Consider the following 20,670-nt stretch of genomic DNA (forward strand, 5'->3'; position numbering starts at 1 on the left):
TTCGATAACCAACGATGCTGGCGTGGAGCCGAACGAGACGATAGTGCTGGGGCTAAGTGCCGCCACTGGCGATGCTTCTCTGGTTGCCCCGACCTCGACGACCTATACGATAAACAATGATGACAGCGTTACGGTGTCGTTTTCCTCAGCAACGGGATCCGGTCCGGAGAACACTGGGGCGAACCTCCCTACGCTTTTCGTGACGGGAACGGTTACGGCCGCGACCACAGTAACGGTGACGAATTCGGGTACCGGCACGGCGACCAGTGGTGTTGACTATACCTTTACGAGCCCCCAGGTGGTGAACATCCCTGCTGGTGTGTACGACGGAACTACAGCGACTGACATACCTATACCGACCCTTTCGATAACCAACGATGCTGGCGTGGAGCCGAACGAGACGATAGTGCTGGGGCTAAGTGCCGCCACTGGCGATGCTTCTCTGGTTGCCCCGACCTCGACGACCTATACGATAAACAATGATGACAATTATATAGCTAGTATTACTGCTAACGATGCGACAGCTACTGAGGCCGGCACGACCACGGGACAATTCACAGTGGACCTTGGTACGGCGAACACCACTGGAAGCGCCATCGTTGTGAATTTCAATATCGCTACTGGGGGCTCTAATGCGACCAATACTACGGACTATGCGGATATCGGCACGAGCGTCTCAATAGCCAATGGGCTGCGGACGGGAGTTGTCACGGTTACCCCCGTGGACGATGCAATTGCCGAAGGTTCCGAGACGGTGATACTCACTTTGGCGACGGGTACAGGCTATTCTATAGCGGCGGCACCTAATAATACAGCTACGGTGACCATTGCTGACAACGATACCGCGGGAGTTTCAATCAATGATATTTTAGTCAATGAAGCTGATGGTACAGCAACTTTTACTGTAACCTTAAACGGAGCTGTTTTTCTTGGGACAACAGTTACTTATTCTACCGCCAACAATACCGCTTTGGCTGGATCGGATTATGACGCTGATTCAGGAACAATTTCTTTCCTAGGATTTAATAATGAAACACGAACAATTACAATTGATATTAACGAAGATATCCTGGTTGAAGGCACGGAAACCTTTTTTGTAAACCTGACCAATGCTACTGGTTTTGCCCAACTGGGCAAGACACAGGGGATCGGAACTATTGTGGATAACGATAGCTATGTCGCTAGCATTATCGCAACCGATGCTAATGCGGCAGAAAGCCCATTAGATTCAGGTTCTTTTACTGTTGGTTTAAACACTACAAACTTAACAGGCGGACCTATTGATATAAATTATACTGTTAGTGGTACTGCTACTTCCGGTTCGGATTATATAGCACTAGCAGGCACGGTATCTATCCCAAATAGTCAGGAAAGTAGTACGATTACGGTTACCCCCATCAATGATTCCGAAGTGGAAGCAGGTTTGGAAACGGTGATAGTGACTCTGGGAACAGGAACGGGATATACAGCTGGTGCGCCCAACAACGCCACAGTGAATATAGCTAGTGAGGATATCGCTGGAATTTCAATAGATGATGTTTTGGTAAATGAAGATGATGGCACCGCTACATTTACAGTTACTTTAAATGCCAATGTTCCTTCAGGAACCACGGTGACCTACACCACCGCCAATAATACAGCTACGGTTGGATCGGATTATGACGCTAATTCCGGAGCACTTATTTTCTTGGGATTAAATAGTGAAACCCAGTCAATCACAGTCAATATTTTAGATGACGGTGTGGCAGAAGGCACGGAGACCTTTTTTGTTAACCTCACCAATGCCACTGGCTTGGTCCAAATAGATAAGGCCCAGGGGGTAGGGACCATTGCGGATAACGATAATTGCATGGAAGCACCCCTAATAAATAGTACGCCTACTATTTTTTGTGCTGCTTTTACGCAGGACTTGGATGCCTATACAGACAGTGCTGTTCCTGCTGGTTTTGAGCTGATATGGAGCAGTAATAGTGATTTCTCTATTGAGGGTGCCAGATTAAATACCAGTGTCGTAGATTTTGAGGCTACCTTTTACGGGTTTTTGTATAATGAAGGCACAGGCTGTATTAGTCCACCCTTGGAGGTGACCTTGGTGCGCAACGTGCCTCCTGAAATACTAAGTACCACCCCGACAACTATTTGTGGATCAGGTACGGCAACAATTAGTGCCACTATAACGGCCGGAGGTAGCTTGTTTTGGTATGTTTCAGAATCTGGTGGGGCTCCACTGGGAGAAGGTAGTAGCTTTGAAACACCCAGTATTAATATTACCACCACTTATTATGTGGAGGCTTCTGCTAACGACTGTATCACGGTACGGACGCCAGTTATTGTTACGGTTGCCGATCCAGTTGATCCTGGTACCACTACAGATGATTCAGTCTGTAGTATAAGCGGAGGAGGACCTACAACTATAGATTTGGATACCACTAGGACTGCAGGTAGCAATGGGGTTTGGACTTTAGTAGGCAGCTCTCCGGGAACAGTCACTATAGGTGCCGATAACATTGTTGATTTTGAGGGTGCCGTAGACGGGGACTACATTTTTAGATTTACGACCAATACAGCTGTTTCCCCATGTGCAGACGAAAGTGTTGATGTTACTATTACGGTGACCTCTTGTACCATGGATAGTGACAATGACGGTATTATCGATAGGGATGAAATTGCTTTGGGCTTGAATCCGAATAATCGGGATACCGATGCCGATGGCATTAACGATGGTGTAGAAGTAGGACCTGATATAAGTAATCCGATAGACACGGACAGTGATGGGATAATTGATGCTTTGGAGTCCAATATCCTGGATTCGGATAATGACGGTATTGTAGATCAATTAGATCCTGCGAACAATAATCCTTGTATCCCTAATATTTCCGATGTCTGCCGAATTGATCTTAGTTTAGAGAAAATAGTAGATAAGGAAAGTGTTTTTGTAGGAGGAGATCGCACAGTTATCTTTACCATTACCCTGACCAATCTAAGCCAGATCATGGTTACCAATGTTGCGGTTAACGATCTTGTAAGCCGTGCAACCGGGTTCCTGTACTTGAGTAGTTCTGCTACTAAGGGGATATATGATGCAGTGGCTGGAGTATGGCAATTGGATGAGATTTTGGCGGAAGAGGTGGTTACCTTGACCATTACCGCTGAGGTGACTGAAGTGGGTACTTACCAGAATATAGCCGCTATAGTAGACTCTTTCCCTGAAGATAGTAATGCGACCAATGATAGGGCAACGGCTAGTGTAACAGTTACGCCGCGATCGACAGATGAATGTGGATTTCTTTTTAATATGATATCTCCTGATGGAGATGGCACAAACGATTTGTTGCGTATTAACTGTATTGAGGATTATCCCAATAACAGCCTTCAAATTTTTGATCGTTACGGCAATGAGGTCTTTACGGCCAATGGCTATGACAATTCTTGGATGGGAACAGGTAAAAATGGAGATTTGCCAAAAGGAACTTACTTTTATATACTGGATCTCGGCGATGGAACGGAAGTGCAAAAAGGTTGGATCCAAATCATAAGATAAAATTGACTATGAATTATAGAATATACAGGATAAGGTATAGAAATCCTTTATTGCTTTGCAGCTTGCTGTTATTTTCCGTAACTGTGCTTTTCGGACAGAAGGAACCTCAGTATACCCAATATATGTACAATATTGGGAGTTTTAACCCTGCATACGTGGGTACAGTGGAGACGCCCGATATTACAGGCTTATATCGCGTTCAATGGTCAGGTATCCCGGGAGCGCCAAAAACGTTGCGATTTGGTGTAAACCTACCTTTGGCCAATGAAAAAAATGGAATTGGATTTAATGTTGTTAGTGATCAATTGGGACCAACATCCCAAACATACATAGATCTAGCTTATTCATTTCAGGTCCAACTCTCGGATGATACCAAGTTGTCTTTTGGTGTAGATGCAGGGGGTTCCTTACTTGATGTAGACTATACTAAAGGAGATTTTGAAAATCCAAATGAGCCTTTGATCAATAGTGCGGATACCTTTAATAAATTCTATCCTACTGTGGGGGCTGGAGTATTTATGTATCAACAAAATTGGTACATGGGCTTATCAGTGCCGAATTTTTTAACCTCTGGAATTTATGCCGATGAAGTAGCTAATATAGTTGAAGATAAGGTACAGTTTAATTTTATAGGAGGCTATGTTTTTGAGCTTTCCGAAGGTCTAAAGTTTAAGCCTGCCTTTTTAATGAATTACTTAAATGGAGCACCTTTAAACTTAAACCTTTCTACCAATTTTTTAATTCGTGACCTTGTAACTTTGGGGGCGTCTTATAGATTGGATAATGCTGTTAGCGGATTGGCAGGGTTACAGGTATCCGAAAGTATTTTCTTTGGTTATTCCTATGATTATAATACGAATGGCTTAGGGGAGTATAGTCAGGGTTCACATGAAGTAATATTGAAATTTTATCTAGGCAAGGCCAGCGGAAAAAGTAAAAAAGACAAAAATCGAGAGCAAAAAGGTATGCCTAAGCAAATAGATACCCCAAGGTTTTTCTAAAACAGTTATGAACATGAGGTTTAAAGTAGTAGTTATATTTTTTATCATTTTATCATCCTTCGGTTTCGCACAGCAGAAAAAAACCAAAGGGGATATACTGTTTTTTGAGTATTCCTACGGGCAGGCAATTAAAGAATACCAGAAAGAATTGAGGGAAGGTGTGCTCTCCAATAAGCAGTACTTAAATCTTGCAGATGCTTATCTGTATATTGGGAATTATAAAGAGGCCTCCGAAATTTATGTAAATATTTATCAGAAAGACACAACGATGTCTACCCACCATTTTAACAAGATGTTACAGTCGTTGTCCAAAACCTCTGAAATTGAAAAGGTCAGGGCGTATTTGGCAACAAAAAAAGATGGACTGTCAGGGGAATTATTGGAAAATGCTGATTTTAATTATGAGTTAATAGCATCGAATACCAATCAAGAATTGGATTTTAAGATTTTTAATGTTAGCGGGAATAGCCCACAAGCCGATTTTTCACCTACTTTCTATAAGGATAAGCTGTTGTTTTCCAGTAGTAGGCCAGATGGGTCTAAGAAGGTTTATGGGCCTTCTGGGGACTCCTATCTAAACATATTTGAGTCTAACATTGAACCTCAAGGCGACATAAAGAGTCCTCAAGAGTTCAAAAATATTTCCGATAGTAATTTTCATCGTTCTACGCCCTATTATTCGGAGGAACTAGGTTATGTATTTTATGTCCTGTCCAATTCAGATGGGGAGAATTTACAATTCAGTGAAAATGGCAAAAATGCATTGTCAATTGGTATGAGCAATGGGCAAGGCTCGTTTAAGTTTATTTTAAGAGATCCGGATACTTCTTTTTATTATCCGTTTTACGAAGCAGCTACTGGAAAATTATTTTTTGCAGCAAATTTCGACGATAGTTTGGGAGGTACGGATATTTATTATGTATACACGAATGATGGCTTAATAATGTCTTCGCCAATAAATCTTGGACCAAGAATTAATACTCCCGGCAATGAAATTGCTCCCTTTATATTTGAAAATAGCCTTTATTTTTCTTCGGACATTTTTTATGGCTTGGGAGGAATGGATATTTACAGGTCCAACATTCATGCAGACGATAGCTTTAGTATCCCCATAAACCTCGGAGAGGGTATTAATTCCCCGAAAGATGACTTTGGCTTCATTATTAAAAATAATGATAGCAATGGTCTATTAGGTTATTTTTCATCAAATAGGGATGGGGGAAAAGGGAAGGATGATATTTATGGTTTTAATGTTAAGGAAAAACCTGGATTAAAAACACTCTCACTTAAAGGTAAAATCTTAACACCCAATAAAAATGGAGTTCATAAGGCAATGGTAAATATTCTTGATGCTGAAGGCAAGTCCATTAAAGAGGTATATACAAAGGAGTCTGGCGATTATGAGATTGAAATACCTTGGCGGGATGAAATAGTACTTCAAGTCTCTAAAGAGCGCTATTCCATGTATAAGAAAGCCTACAGCAAGGATGAATTAGAGGACTTGAACACTGATAGTTTTAATGTGGATCTAGCCTTTATAGATGATATTGTAGAGGAGAGTGAAGATCAAAGTGTCATCAAGATGAATAAGTTTTATTTTAGCAAGGGCGCTTCTGAAATCACTCCTTTAATAACACCGGAGTTAGATAAAGTGGTGAATGCAGTTAAATTGTTTCCTCAAATGCAACTTAGAATAGAATCACATACCGATAGTCGTGGAGGTAGTAGCTCAAATTTTAACCTTTCCCAAAAAAGGGCCGATGCCATTAAAAAATACCTTTTAAAGCAAGGAGTGCCAAATGGAAATATTCTATACTCTATTGGGTATGGAGAAGACAAATTATTGAACGGTTGTAAGGATGGTGTTTTTTGCTTGGAAATGTTGCATAACAAAAATGAAAGATCTCTAATAGTAGTGCTTAATTACAAGCTAATGTTCTAGAGGATTTATATTTCTTCTACTTTTTTTAAGAAAATGGTGGTTGATTGATCTTTACTTATTTAAAATCCCTGGTAGTAAGTCTTAATTAATGGAGAGAAAGGGAGACCTGGAGCAGGCTATTTGAGCTAAATAAACATGGGAAAACTTTGTAGTTCTATTTCTTAGAACAATACCATCCAACAATAATAAATAGAAAATAGGGTAAGGAAAAGAATACCTAAGTAGGTCAAAATTTGTAAGTTTCTATTGGGCCTATTAATTTCTGGTATTTCATGGCTCATTACATTTTTTAGATTCATATACCCTATGATCGGGGCTACTACAAAAGAAACAAAAGTGGCCAATGCCACTAGCATGCCCATATTAGCTGAAAAGATATGGATGACGATATAATTAATAATTGCCAATGATATTATTGCAATGGGGAAACCTCTTTTTTTTATATTCCCTTTTTTTGGAAGCAATAAAGTAATAATATCAATACTTACACGGGCTATGGCGTCGTGGGCGGTAATACAGGTGCTAAACATGGTAGCGAATGCCGCAATGGCAATAAAAATATACGCCCAGGAGCCAATATTGGCTGTAAACAATTGCACTAACTGATCCGCAAAAATGATGGCACTGTTGCTTAGTTCAGTATTGGTTCCATAGAGCGTAAGCCAGCCAATGGTCATAAAGAAAATAGCCAGTATTGCCGTAGTAAAATAGCCAAATCTGAACTCTTGCAAGGCCTCCTTTAAGGAAGGTTTGCGATTGGAGTTTTTGAATTTTTCAATACTCCAAAGGCTTATCCAGCTAGAAGCTTCTACTGTAGTTGGCATCCACCCAATTAATCCTATTAAAAAAAGGATGCCTACGTCATTAAAAATTATGGGTGCCTTAAAGTTCTCTATTGGAGTTACCTGCCCATTGGCGATTACCAATATTGTTGTCACGAAAAGTGCTATAAATAAAATAGATACTACATATTTTAGGGAGATTTCCAAAAATTTATAACGTCCTACGATAAGTAAGGCACAGATTAATATAAAAAGGCCGCCGGCCACGACATTCACGGGCGTACTTATTAACTGAAAGAGGTTTATGAGCAATCCGGAGGTAACTACATATAGGGCTGCTAGAATGGTAAAGGTGCTGAACAGGGTTATGATAGCATAAAAAGTTAAATAGCCTTTGCCTCGATTAAGATAGCCTTCTATAAGTGTTTTATCGGTGATGTTGGTGTATCTAATTCCGAATTCGAAAAAAGGATACTTTAGTATGTTGGCCAATATAATGGGAATTACCATAATCCACCCATATTGGGCTCCTGCTTTGGTAGATAAAACTAAATGTGAAGTTCCTATTGCAGTACTAGCAAAAAGTAGGCCTGGGCCAAGGTTTTGAATCAGATTCCTTATGGTGGACATTATGGACATATCAAGCCTAAATATAACTAAGATTACTTGATTTCAACTTTATCACCATAAAATTTGGGTTGGGTATTAAGTCCTAGATCAATAAATACTTTTACACGTGCAAAATATTCCCTTATCTGCACTTTAAATCCATTCTTTAACGAAATATCATCAGCATTAAAACCAATAGCGTGCAATCCCTTTTCTTCAGCTAGAAAAATGGCACGTTCATTATGGAACTTTTGCGAAATTATGGTAGCATTTTCCAATCCGAAAATCGCCTTGGCCCGAACCATGGAATCCAAGGTACGAAAACCGGCGTAGTCCAAATATATTTTTTCCTTGGGTATACCTCCCTGAATAAGGTCTTTTTTAAAGGTGGTAGGTTCGTTGTAATATAGGGAACTGTTATCCCCACTTACCAAAACATATTCAATTTTTCCAGCCTTATACAAATCAAGAGTGGCCTTAATCCTATTGGTGTAATATGGGTTGGAACCCCCACCGACCAATTTGCTGGAGGTTCCCAGTACCACGCCAACCTTGTTTTTAGGAATCTCAACTACACTCCAAAAAGTTTTGTCTTCAGTAGCCTTCTCAATGATATGGTTACAGGAGACAAGTATGGCATACACAGAAAACACCCCTAGAAGAAACGTAATGCCAATTTTCTTTATCATACCTCGCTAAATTTAGTTTTAAATGTAGTTAATGCTACCATTTCTGAAGGTGAATAAATAATGATTAGTTGATTTGCCTCTGTTTGTTTCCTGAAGTCGTAATTGAACATGTTCTAAAAATAAACCCCGACGTATAAGGTCGGGGTTTAAGTACTATCGTTAAAAATTAATTAGTTTAGTTGGAATTTGCACCAATATTACCTTGTGTGATGATAATTTCCAAATGGTCTTCATTTTGATGAATCTTTATGTGTCCATCAAATTTTAGAAGTTGTTCGTAAGTGATTGGTGTTCCATCGTCCAATGTGGTGATAACTGTACTACTCGACTCGCAATCACAATCTATTGGTGCTAATGTAATGGCGACTTGCCCACCTGTTTCTAAGTTGTTAAGATAAATAAATGCGGGGTGAATGTCAGTTGAAGAGCCATTTATCTCCAACAGAATCGTAGTTGATCCATCTTCATTCTTTTTAAAAGTAACTTTACCAGAAATTTTGGAATTGGAAACAGGGCTCAATGTATACACTTTAACACTTGTGGAGGATTTTGTAGAAGAATCATCTTTGCTACATCCAGAAATAATTAAAGACATCGATACTAGGAATAAATAAATATATTTTTTCATTTTATGGAGGATTTATAAGCCAAAGATTCTAAAATAAATAGGTCAATATTCTATAAAAACTTTAATCGGTATAAAAAATCGACGAATTGTAAGAAATACCTACTTTAAATGTATTTGAGCTAAAATTAACTCCGATAAAACCATGAATAAGCTCCAAAAGGAAAAATATTTGTGGTAGTTATTTTGTATAAAAAGGAGGAGTCATATCTGGTATTATTTTATTTGTATATACCTCAATGAACTATATCGCATACCTTTATTAGGTATGCGATATAGTTCATTAGACCCGTAGATTAGATGAAAGGATAAATCGGTACCTACTACTTTAGGATCTCTTGGATTTCTTTTCCCTTTTTGCCTCTTTTTTTTCCTTAGGAGTTAAAAGAGGTTCTTTTTTTGAATTTTTTTTTGCGTCTTGACTCTTTGCCATGATGATTTTTTTATCAAATGTAATGAATATTCACACTGGTCTTTACATGAAGACAATTTTTTTGAAATTGCAGTAACCAAATGTGGATGGGGCTTTATAGACTCAAAAGAGCTAATAGGTAATTAAGCTAATATAAAAAGTTAGCGGTTTGACGCCACTCTTTTTATAGCCATAAGTTTTGCAATCACCTTTTCGAGTTTTTTAGGTTTATCTACATATCTTTCCAAATCGACTATTTCTACTTTCCTAATATCAATAGGGTGACTTTCACTTTGTAGGGAAATACTTCCGCTCTTTAATAATTCTCCTTCCATATCTCCATTAACAGGGTCTAACTGGGGTTTTGTATAGCGCATAACCTCTTCACCGTTTACGTAATGAACAATTAAGGAATCTCTTAATACAAGAACTTCTACTCTTGTCCATAGGTCACCATGATATGTTTTGGAAGTGGAATTGGTACAGTGTTGTTTTATTGTTTTACCGTCTTTTACATATTGGGTACCAGGTGTGCAAAGATTGGCAGTAGAACGTTCATCTTTGCCATTTCCTCCTAATAACTGTACCTCAATAGAATTTGGAAAATCTTGATCAACAGTCATAGTTGTCGGGTCTTGACCATGAATCATAATCCCACTATTTCTATAGGCCCAGCCAGGCCCTTCCGCAACTTGATTTCCAATAAACCGGTATTCGACTCCAATTAAATAAGATGAAAATGGCTCCTTGTAAAACAAATGTCCAAATTGCTCGTCGAATTTAGTGTATTGGTCATACCTCACTTGAATATTTCCATCGTTGACCCGAAAGGTTTCGCTGAAGTTGTCGTTTAGTTTGTGGTGTCTGATTTTTATTTGCCAGTCGGTCAGATCTTTACCATTGAATAATTGTTTCCATTTTCCACTTTTTTGTGCTTGGCAGACATTGGAAAATAGAACCAGACCAAGGATAAAAAGAATGGAAATAAGTATATGATTAGATTTGCTTCTCATGGGATGAAATTTAGTTTGAATGGCCTAAAAATAGTATTTTAATTTAAAAGTGAGTCCGGATAATTCACGTCATTTAACATTTTGTTCATGTGCCTATGCTGTTACTGTAAATGTCATTCAATTGGCTTTGGGCCAAACAATTGCTAGAGAATCCTTAAAGAACCTTGAATTTATGACGGTAAGGTGTATTGCCATTGCAAATTTTGAAAAGGGAACAATGTTAGCGAATGCCAAGGGATGTCTTCTGTGTGGAACGGTTTTGTGGTGTGTTAAATATAGGTAGATTGAATTAGTTAGAGCGGACATAAACCAGAGATCCAATGGAATATTCAAATGGATTGATTACTTCATCCCCCAATTTAAATGCTAAAGCTGGGTAGCCAAAAAAATTTGGGCTTAGTTGGAACTTCCTAAACATTGGACTTTAAGTCGATAGATGGGGTGGCCAGTCACTTGATTTAATAAAATTGTCAATTGTTTTGCATTATTATCTTTTTGAATAGATGAAAAAAAGTTTTTTTTTTTGAAATGAATTCCTATCTTCGAAAAGTTAAAGAATTGTTAACATGTAATTTTTGGACTACTTATTTAGTAATTCAATACTTAATTGTGATTTTGACAAAAAGGTATTTAGAAAATATCTAAATTATTTTAGGATTTGATTTTTGCTAAAATAAAGGTGCTTTCAAGAATTGTAGTGATTTTTCTTTAACGAAAGTATCTCAACTAATTAACAACTAACTTAAATCTTTTTATTATGATGAAAAATCGCTTAAAAAAATGGATGCCAAAATCGACGGGCTTTCTATTGCCTGTTATGCTGTTCTCCATGGGCATGCCGACAGCATCGGCGCATACTCGATTAACTGAACCTCTTTCTTTTACAGAAAAAATACAATCGATTGTACAAGGTACCGTCACTGATGAAGATGGAATTCCGCTGCCCGGATCTAGTGTTGTAGTTAAAGGCACTACAACTGGTGCAGTTGCCGATTTTGACGGTAATTATGCAATTGAGGTGGCTTCAGATGCTATTTTGGTATTTAGTTATATCGGATATAAAACAACCGAGGTCGCTGTTTCAGGTAAGTCTACTGTAAATGCAAGTCTTGCCATCGATGCCGGACAACTTGAAGAAGTTGTTGTGGTAGGATATGGTACCCAGAAAAAGAAGAACTTGACAGGTTCGGTAGGTATTGCCGATGCAGAACGTTTAGAGAACAGGCCTATTACCTCGGCAGGTCAAGGCTTACAGGGGGTGGTTCCCAACCTTAATATATCTATTAGAAACGGCGATCCTACAGGAAGCGCCGATTTTAACATTCGAGGCTTCGAATCCATTAATGGTGGTAGTCCCCTTATTTTGGTAGATGGGGTTCCTATGGATCTTGAACGTATTAACCCGAATGATATTAAAAGTGTATCCGTTCTTAAAGATGCTTCGGCAGCCGCTGTCTATGGTGCAAGGGGTGCTTTTGGGGTTATTTTGGTAGAAACGAAAAAAGGTAGGGTGGGTAAAACCAGTATCAATTTTAGTACACAACAATCTTATGCCAAACCCATTTTTTTTATCGATCCTGTAACCGATCCATATGACCTGGTAAATTATCTTAATGAAGCTACTATTCGTACTAGTGGACAGCCACGATATGATGAGGATTATGTAGCTGGAGCTAAAAGGTATTCAGAAAATCCCATACCCGAAAACGAATGGGGTGTTAAAAACGGTAATTTACGTTATTTCGGAAACAACGATTACAACAATAAGGCTATTGCAGACTTTAGTCCACAGCAGACTTATGACTTCAGTATTAGCGGTGCCACTGAAAAGGCATCCTATTATGTGTCTTTTGGATACCTGAGTAAAGACGGATACATCAACAATTCAGAAAAGAACGAGAAGTACAAGCGCTACAATATTTTGATGAAAACCGATTATCAGGTTAATGATTGGTTGAATTTTGATTCTAAGATTGTATATAACAATCAAAATAGTGACAAGCCCCATTTTTACAATTGGGACGTTAACATAAATACCGTAGCGAGGGTTACGGCAATTACGCCGCTGAAATTTCCGGACCTTCCCTTTTATCAAACTCCTGGTGACCGGGATACCTATGCGCCACTTATAGGTGAATATTTCGGAACCTTTTTTCCATATTTTGAAGATGGAGGCCGCGATACTTTTGTAGCCGGTGACATTTGGTTGACTCAAGGAGTTACCTTAGATCCTGCTCCTGGCCTAAAAATCAGAAGTGATTTTTCGTATAATTCCTTTAACAGAAATGACAAGGATGTGGCCAGTAAAATTGAAATCGTTGATACAGATCTAAATGCCGACCCTATACTTAATAACGGTCTTAGTGGAAATGATTATATACAAGAAACGAATAATCGCAATGAGTATTATGTTTTTAACGCTTTCGCAGAATACGAGTTCAATGCTGATAGGACAGATAAAGATCACTTCGTAAAAGCTATGATCGGTTTCAACCAAGAATGGGGGCATAAGCGTTTTTTTTCTGCTCGCGCGCAGACTTTAATAACACCCTTGATCAATAATATTAGTGCAACCACTGGGGCTCAGACTACGAATGGAAATGAAACTGCGTTTTCACTAAGAGGTGGATTTTATCGTTTGAATTATATTTATAAAGATAGATACCTGTTTGAAGCCAATGGGCGTTATGACGGTACATCACGTTTCCCAACGGACGATCGTTTTGGTTTCTTTCCTTCTTTTTCTGCAGGATGGAATATATCTGAAGAGCCCTTTATGGCTAGTACTGAGGGATGGTTAGAGCAATTTAAGATACGTGGTTCCTGGGGTTCCTTGGGAAATCAGTCGGTGGAAGAAAATTATGGAAATTACCCATACATCACCAGTTTGGGATCTAGCACCTCACCTTACATTTTGGGGTCAGGTAGAACGCCTTACGTAAGTCCAGGCGGTTTGGTTAGTCCTAGCTTAACTTGGGAAACAGTAGAATCAAAGAACATAGGTCTTGATTTGGCACTTTTTAAAAATAAGCTAGCTATTACGGCTGATTATTTTACCCGGGATACCAAGGACATGTTGATGTCTGTAGATTATCCAGGACTTTTAGGTGTAAGCGCGCCAGCGAGCAACGCGGCTGATTTACGTACCAAAGGATGGGAACTTTCCCTTACATGGCGAGATACCTTCGGGGAACATGGTCGATGGGGCTTGAATCTAGCCTTGGCCGACAGTCAGACCGAAATAACTAAATACATTAACCCATCCGGAGCCTTATCAGAGTATTATGTTGGGCAACAAGTAGGAGATATTTGGGGTTATGAAACGGTAGGGATTTTTCAAACAGATGCTGAGGTAGCAGCGGCACCTGATCAATCGCCTATAGGTAACAATTGGTCTGCTGGGGATATTCAATATGCAGATTTGAACAATGACGGTAAAATAGATCGTGGAAGTCAGACGCTTGACGATCCGGGGGATTATAAAATAATTGGTAATACTACGGCCCGTTATTCTTTTGGAATCAACCCAGACATCAAATATAAAAACTGGTCACTAGATCTATTTTTTCAGGGATTATTTAGAGATTACCTTCCTAGCAACGGTAACTGGAATGCCTTTTACCCCAACAACGCCAATCTTGTTGAAAAATATTACATAACCGAATCATGGAACCCGGATAACCCGGATGCTTATTTTGCTGCGCCCTTGATCGGTACTTCCGATAAGCGTAATATTCTACCACAATCTCGTTATGTACAGAATGCCGCGTATATAAGACTTAAGAATGTTACCTTAAGTTTTAATTTGCCAAGCACGCTTTTAGAGAACCTTGGTATGAGCAAAGCACAATTGTACATAGCGGGACAGAACCTTTGGGAGTCTACAAAGATGCATAAACCACTAGACCCTGAATCGATATTTACAGTGACACAGGAATACTATTTACAGCGAATTTTCACATTTGGAGTCAATGTATCCTTTTAATCTAAAGAAAATATATACTATGAAAACTAATATAATTAAAAACATAATGTGGTTTACGGCAATACTTCTGTTGTTTAGCTGTAACGATGATTTTTTAGAAAGAGTACCACTTGATAGTGTGAGTGATGCCACTTTCTGGTCTACTGAAAGTGACCTTCAGGTCTATAACAATAACTTTTATGACCTTGCCAGAAATGATGATAATGTGCCTATTATGATGGGGCATTTTGATGGGTTTAACAGCCATAAATGGGGTTTATGGTATTTGGATGAGGCCTCTGATAACATCACAGCGCAGCATAGTAGGCATGATAGGTACCGATCCTTACGGGCAGGCATTCATGTAGTACCCGATGGACCCGAAATGTATGGTTATAAGGGATGGAACTTTGTTCGCTCCTTGAACATTGGATTGAAGAACTACGATTTAGCAAATGTTTCAGAAGAGGTCAAAGATAAATATAGAGCCGAAGCCCGTCTTTTTAGAGGTTGGTTCTATGCAGATAAGGTTTCAAAATTTGGTGACATCACCTGGATCGATGAAGAACTTTCCACAGAGTCAGAAGAGTTGTTCAGTGCCAGAACTCCACGTAGTGAGGTTATGACAAATGTTTTGGCAGATTTAAATTTTGCCACTGCAAATCTACCGGAAGCATGGGGAGATGGTGGCAATCATGGACGACTGAACCGATGGTCAGCATTGTTGGTGAAATCACGTATTTGTCTTTTTGAAGGTACTTGGCAAAAATACCACGGAGGGACCAATAGTGAAATGTGGCTTACCGAGGCGGCCAATGCGGCCAAAGAACTTATAGAGGACGGGCCATATTCACTATATAGTACTGGAGATTCTGAGCATGACTACAACGCTTATCACCGTCAATTGGACCTTGATGGTAATTCTGAGGTTATACTATGGAGAAAATATGATCCAGGACAGTATACCAATCATGTAATGTCCTATTGGAGGGGTTATAACGGAGGGGCCACTAGAAGTATGGTCGAAGATTACCTTTGTACCGATGGTCTGCCCATTACCTTGTCCGGACTGTATGCAGGAGATGGTCAAATTGAAGATGTTTTTGAAAACCGGGATCCGCGACTAAGACAAACCATTCTGCATCCAGATGATCGTGGGTATTACAATTTTGGTAATAGTGGTGACTTTACGTATCCTCGTGTTACTGGTATGGTAGGAGGAGAAAAAAGTGCTACTGGCTATCAAATTATTAAAGTCTATGATGTTGCGGCAGCTTATAGGTCGTACAACACTTCATGGACACCGGCTATTACCATGCGTTTAGGTGAGGCCTTGCTTAACTATGCAGAAGCGGCAGCCGAGTTGGGCACTATTACTCCTGACATTTTGGATATGACAATCAATGCCTTGCGGGATCGGGTGGCCATGCCACATCTTGATATGGCCAATGTCCCAGTTGATCCACGTTATGTGGGAGACGGAATTACACCATTGCTAGCGGAGATCCGTAGGGAACGTCGCGTGGAGTTATTTATGGAAGGTTTTCGCTATGATGACCTTAGACGTTGGAAACAAGGAACCAAATTGCAGAAAAAAGATTTGGGTCTGTTGTGGGATGCCACAGCTCAGGCACGTTATGCAGGGGCTACGGTTAAAACGGCGGTTGATGCTGGAAACGGAAAGACCTATATAGATCCTTATGGCAGTTCCGATTGGGCGACACCACAATTTGATGAGAACAAACATTATTTGTGGCCAATTCCACTTTCGGAAATTTCGCAAAACCCGGATTTAGGTCAAAACCCTGGGTGGTAATAAATATAAATCTAATAAGACAAAGCCATCCTCAGTCGATGGCTTTGTTCTTTTAACGGCCTTAACCATTTCCTAATTAATTTTAAAACTAATATAAATGTCATGTAAAAAAGTTCAACGCTTTCTTTTGCTAGTGCCCGTAATGTGTCTATTTAATATACACTTAGCGCGAACCCAAGAGAAGGCTACAAGTAATCTACCGAAATTACAGAACCCGATTAGTGTACAATACCTCCAAAAAAAACTTAAAAAAGGCGGACCAAAACTGGTGTTGAACCCTAAAATCGAAAAAGACCTTATAAAAAAACTAAAAACCGATCCCGTTGTTCAGAATCTATACAAGGCAATTCAGGCCAACGCCATTGACATTCAAAAAGAACCGCTACTGGAAAGAGAATTGGAAGGCAGACGGTTGCTTCATGTCTCAAGGGAAATGTTGTATCGTATGAATATTTTAGGGATGGTATATCGCATTGAAAAGGATCCGGTTATCCTGGCTCGTATTGATGCAGAACTGAAGGCGGTCTGTAATTTTTCGGACTGGAACCCTTCACATTACCTGGATGTGGCAGAGATGTCGATGGCTGTGGCCTTTGGCATCGATTGGGCCGGTGAGGCATTGCCTTCCACCACCGTCGATTTAGCCAAAACATCGCTTATCGAGAAAGGAATTAAACCGAGTTACAATGAAAAAGGCAATACAGGCTGGGTAGGAGGTAACAATAATTGGAATCAAGTATGTCATGGGGGTATGATAGCCGCGGCTATAGTTACAGCCGATAAAGATCCTGAATTGGCGGCCAGGACCATTGGCAGGGCTTTAGATAGTATCCCACAGGCTCTTGTTTCCTATGGTCCCGATGGTATTTATCCTGAAGGTTCAACCTATTGGTCCTATGGTACTTCTTTTACGGTATTCACGGCTGCTATGTTCGAAAGTGCATTTGATACTGATTTCGGATTGACGGAATTTCCTGCTTTTATGGAAAGTGCTAATTTTAGATTGCTTTGTAATGCACCCTCAGGGTGGTATTATAACTTTGCGGATTGTGGTGATAAACGTAGCGAACAGGGGGATATTACTTTGGCTTGGTTCGCTTCCAAAACTGGCAATAAGGCTTTTTTTGAGGAAGACCGTTTTTTAGCGCCCGCCAACGAAATGGGAAAATTGGGTAGAAATGCTGGAGCAGGACTGGTATGGGTTTCCCAATTTAAGGAAAAAGAGGACCAAAAAACTCCCTTGGCTTGGAAAGGTGATGGAGACAATCCTATTGTTATTTTTAAATCTCCTCCTAGCGATCCCCACCAATACTATTTTGGTGGAAAAGGGGGAAGAGGGACCGTTAATCACGGGAATATGGATGGAGGGTCTTTCATATTTGAACTTAACGGGGTGCGTTGGTCTATAGACGCCGGAAACCAAAACTATCATAATCTAGAAAAGACAGGCTTTGACCTTTGGCACAGATGCCAAGAGTGCGAACGTTGGTCGCTTTTAACGAAAAATAATTTTGGACATAGTACATTGACCGTGAACAACCAACACCATAAGGTGGATGGAATGGCCTCTTTTACAGACTTTAAGGATGGTAATCAACCAGAGGCCACCTTGGACCTTAGTGCAGCCTTTGAAGGACAATTAGAAAGAGCACAGCGTCGGTTTGTTAAAGATAGCCCAACATCATTGCTTATAGAGGACTCCTTAGTAGTTTCCGATTCAACGCAATTGGTCACTTGGCAAATGCTTACAGTGGCAGACGTAGAGATTGTTAAAGGTGGGGCAATTTTACGCCAAGACGGTAAGCAATTAAAGTTGGAAAATTTGTCTCATCCCGAAATATCGGTATCCGTTGTTTCTGTACATCCGGCGCCATTGGAATTAGATAGACAAATAGAGAACTTAAAACGTATCGAATTACGACTGCCAGCGTACACTATTAACGACCGTAAAACGACACTTAGAGTACGTCTTTCCGGAGATTAATGTAGGTAGTTAGGAGCCATTCAACTTTGGATTTACATTGTGTAGAATGGTCTACAAAGGAATTCAGTGGTTTTTATATCTTAAATAGCCTTGGTCATTAATATTTGATCAAGGCCATTAAAGTTTATTTAAGATGGTTTTTGAGATTGATGATAATTTTTAAGTCAATATGGGCAGATGCCGTCATTTATATAAACGCAGAAATACTGACAATATAAGCCTATCCAATAAAGTCACTTCGAACCAATGCGTAGAAAACGGACTGATGGAAAAATTCTATGGAAAGGAAATTGATAAGGTGAATTTTGTGCTGGACCTGGCTGCAGGAAAAGGATACAGTAAACTAATTTTCTTGAAGGGGATTAAACCTATGGTGCTTTTTATTCCTATATTGAAATGCTAAATTAAAACCATATAACCACTTGTTATGAAATCATTTAAATCTACTTTTTTTCTAACTAGCTTATTATTCTTTCTTATTCAAAGCGGCCTAATTGGACAAAAAATATCTGGCGAACTTAAAAAATGGCATAAAGTAACTTTAAATTTTGAAGGGCCTGAGACCTCAGAAACCTCAGATGACAATCCCTTTCTGAATTATCGTTTAAATGTTGTTTTCACCCATACCGAAAGTGGGACATCATACCAAATACCTGGATATTATGCAGCCGATGGTAGTGCCGGCAACACAGGTGCTATTGCGGGAAATAGTTGGAAAGTCCATTTTGCGCCAGATGAAATTGGGGAGTGGACCTATAAAGTAGCATTTAAAAAAGGGAAATGGGCTGCTATCCGGACTTCGGAAAAGCTATCTAGTGGCGAATACATGGATGGGGAAACAGGTGTCTTCAGCATTGTGGAATCGGATAAGTCGGGTCGGGATTTTAGGGGCAAAGGCCGCCTACAATATGTAGGGGAACGCTACCTCAAATTTGCAGAAACAGGTGAATACTTTTTAAAATGTGGTTCCGATGCACCAGAGAACTTATTGGCATACGATCAGTTTGATGGTACTTTCCACAATGACGGACATAAAGACAATTTGGTGAAAACTTGGGAGGCACATTTGCAGGACTGGAAAGAAGGAGACCCTACTTGGAAAGGTGGAAAGGGAAAAGAGCTGGTTGGAGCGATCAATTACTTGGCTTCAAAAGGCATGAACGCCTTTTCCTTTCTTACCATGAATATTGCAGGTGATGATCAAAACGTCTTCCCATATGTGGATTATGATACCTACGATCGTTTTGATACCTCTAAATTGGATCAATGGGAAGTGCTTTTTGAACATGCCGATAAACTCGGTATGTTTTTGCATTTTAAAACCTTGGAACATGAAAACCAGGGACTACTCGACAATGGAGGGACCGGTCTTTATACCAAATTGTACTTTCGAGAACTAATTGCCCGATTTGGGCATCATTTGGCCCTAAACTGGAATTTGGCAGAAGAGACGGGGGATTGGACCGCGACACCTCCTACCTTTCCCATTGATGTTGCGGAGCGTTTACGCTTGGCGGAATACCTTTCTTCCATTGATCCTTACAAACATCATATCGTAATCCATAACGGCGATTGGTTTGATGGGCTATACGGTCCAAATTCCAAATTTACAGGAGCATCCCTACAGACCAATAGGGACGATTTTAGTAATGTGCACAAATCGGTTTTAAGAATACTTAAGGAATCTAAGGAAGGTGGGAAAATTTGGGCGGTAGCCTGCGATGAACCGGGGGATGCGCAACACGCACTTATTACCGATACGGAAGACCCTCAACATAATAATGCTCGAAAAAATGGATTATGGGGAGCTATGATGGCCGGGGCCTGGGGTACAGAGTGGTATTTTGGATACAAACACCCACACTCGGACCTAAGCTGTCAAGACTTTCGTTCACGTGATCTCTTCTGGGACCAGGGCCGTTTATGCTTGGAATTCTTTAAAAATAATAATGTTCCAGTTTGGGAAATGGAATCCAACGATTCACTAATTTCTTCCGAGGGGGACTATGTTTTGGCCAAGACAGGGACTAATTACGTAGTCTATCTTAAGAACGGGGGCGAATCTACTTTGGATCTGGGTGATAACAACCTGGAGTTTGAAGTACAGTGGTACAACCCCAGAAAGGGAGGTCCGTTAAAACAAGGAAAAATAAAGGCTATCTCGGGTAGTGGTCCACAATCCTTGGGAATGCCTCCAAAAGAAAAAGACCAAGATTGGGTGGTTTTGGTCGTTAAGAAAGCCTAGTTTAAGTCCGTATTTGTTAAGAAATTTTTATTGTTTCTTTAAACATC

At 39.9% G+C, this 20,670-nt stretch carries 12 protein-coding genes; 8 read left to right on the forward strand and 4 right to left on the reverse strand.

The window, feature by feature from the left end:
* From CWD90_RS20065 to CWD90_RS20075, 3 genes are all read left to right on the forward strand, one after another.
* The coding region (locus tag CWD90_RS20065; protein ID WP_157941282.1) for a Calx-beta domain-containing protein at window positions 1-3,541 on the forward strand (3,541 nt) is incomplete at its 5' end.
* A gap of 8 nt (window positions 3,542-3,549) precedes the next feature.
* Entirely contained in the window at window positions 3,550-4,542 is a 993-nt protein-coding gene (locus CWD90_RS20070; protein ID WP_103477849.1) for a PorP/SprF family type IX secretion system membrane protein, read from the forward strand.
* A 13-nt stretch (window positions 4,543-4,555) separates the two neighbouring features.
* Window positions 4,556-6,484, forward strand: a complete 1,929-nt coding sequence (locus CWD90_RS20075; protein ID WP_103477850.1) for an OmpA family protein — start codon at window positions 4,556-4,558, stop codon at window positions 6,482-6,484.
* Window positions 6,485-6,645: 161 nt separating this feature from the next.
* Here CWD90_RS20075 and CWD90_RS20080 read toward each other — a convergent pair whose 3' ends face one another.
* The 4 genes from CWD90_RS20080 to CWD90_RS20100 form a co-directional block, all read right to left on the reverse strand.
* Window positions 6,646-7,896 (reverse strand): NRAMP family divalent metal transporter, encoded by a 1,251-nt coding sequence (locus CWD90_RS20080; RefSeq protein ID WP_103477851.1) that lies wholly within the window; start codon window positions 7,894-7,896, stop codon window positions 6,646-6,648.
* 32 nt (window positions 7,897-7,928) lie between these two features.
* On the reverse strand, window positions 7,929-8,564 hold the full coding sequence (locus CWD90_RS20085) for a SanA/YdcF family protein (RefSeq protein ID WP_103477852.1): 636 nt from the start codon (window positions 8,562-8,564) through the stop codon (window positions 7,929-7,931).
* 175 nt (window positions 8,565-8,739) lie between these two features.
* A complete protein-coding gene (locus tag CWD90_RS20090) occupies window positions 8,740-9,192 on the reverse strand; it encodes a hypothetical protein (RefSeq protein ID WP_103477853.1) in 453 nt (150 codons plus the stop codon).
* A 570-nt stretch (window positions 9,193-9,762) separates the two neighbouring features.
* Window positions 9,763-10,614 carry a 3-keto-disaccharide hydrolase gene (locus CWD90_RS20100; RefSeq protein WP_103477855.1) on the reverse strand — a complete coding sequence of 284 codons (852 nt, stop codon included), beginning with the start codon at window positions 10,612-10,614 and terminating at the stop codon, window positions 9,763-9,765.
* Window positions 10,615-11,371: 757 nt separating this feature from the next.
* Between CWD90_RS20100 and CWD90_RS20105 the strand changes: the two genes are divergently transcribed.
* The 5 genes from CWD90_RS20105 to CWD90_RS20125 all read left to right on the forward strand — a co-directional run bounded on the left by CWD90_RS20105 (window position 11,372) and on the right by CWD90_RS20125 (window position 20,623).
* Window positions 11,372-14,599: a SusC/RagA family TonB-linked outer membrane protein gene (locus tag CWD90_RS20105; RefSeq protein WP_205161282.1), complete on the forward strand. Its 3,228-nt coding sequence runs from the start codon at window positions 11,372-11,374 to the stop codon at window positions 14,597-14,599.
* A gap of 19 nt (window positions 14,600-14,618) precedes the next feature.
* Entirely contained in the window at window positions 14,619-16,394 is a 1,776-nt protein-coding gene (locus CWD90_RS20110) for a RagB/SusD family nutrient uptake outer membrane protein (RefSeq protein ID WP_103477899.1), read from the forward strand.
* Window positions 16,395-16,491: 97 nt separating this feature from the next.
* Window positions 16,492-18,378 (forward strand): heparinase II/III domain-containing protein, encoded by a 1,887-nt coding sequence (locus tag CWD90_RS20115; RefSeq protein WP_103477856.1) that lies wholly within the window; start codon window positions 16,492-16,494, stop codon window positions 18,376-18,378.
* Between the two features lie 265 nt (window positions 18,379-18,643).
* Window positions 18,644-18,781, forward strand: a complete 138-nt coding sequence (locus CWD90_RS23115; protein ID WP_157941283.1) for a hypothetical protein — start codon at window positions 18,644-18,646, stop codon at window positions 18,779-18,781.
* Between the two features lie 24 nt (window positions 18,782-18,805).
* Window positions 18,806-20,623 (forward strand): DUF5060 domain-containing protein, encoded by a 1,818-nt coding sequence (locus CWD90_RS20125; protein WP_103477858.1) that lies wholly within the window; start codon window positions 18,806-18,808, stop codon window positions 20,621-20,623.
* Window positions 20,624-20,670: the final 47 nt, after the last annotated feature.

This window comes from Arenibacter catalasegens, assembly GCF_002909235.1.
In the GTDB taxonomy this organism is placed as follows: domain Bacteria; phylum Bacteroidota; class Bacteroidia; order Flavobacteriales; family Flavobacteriaceae; genus Arenibacter; species Arenibacter catalasegens.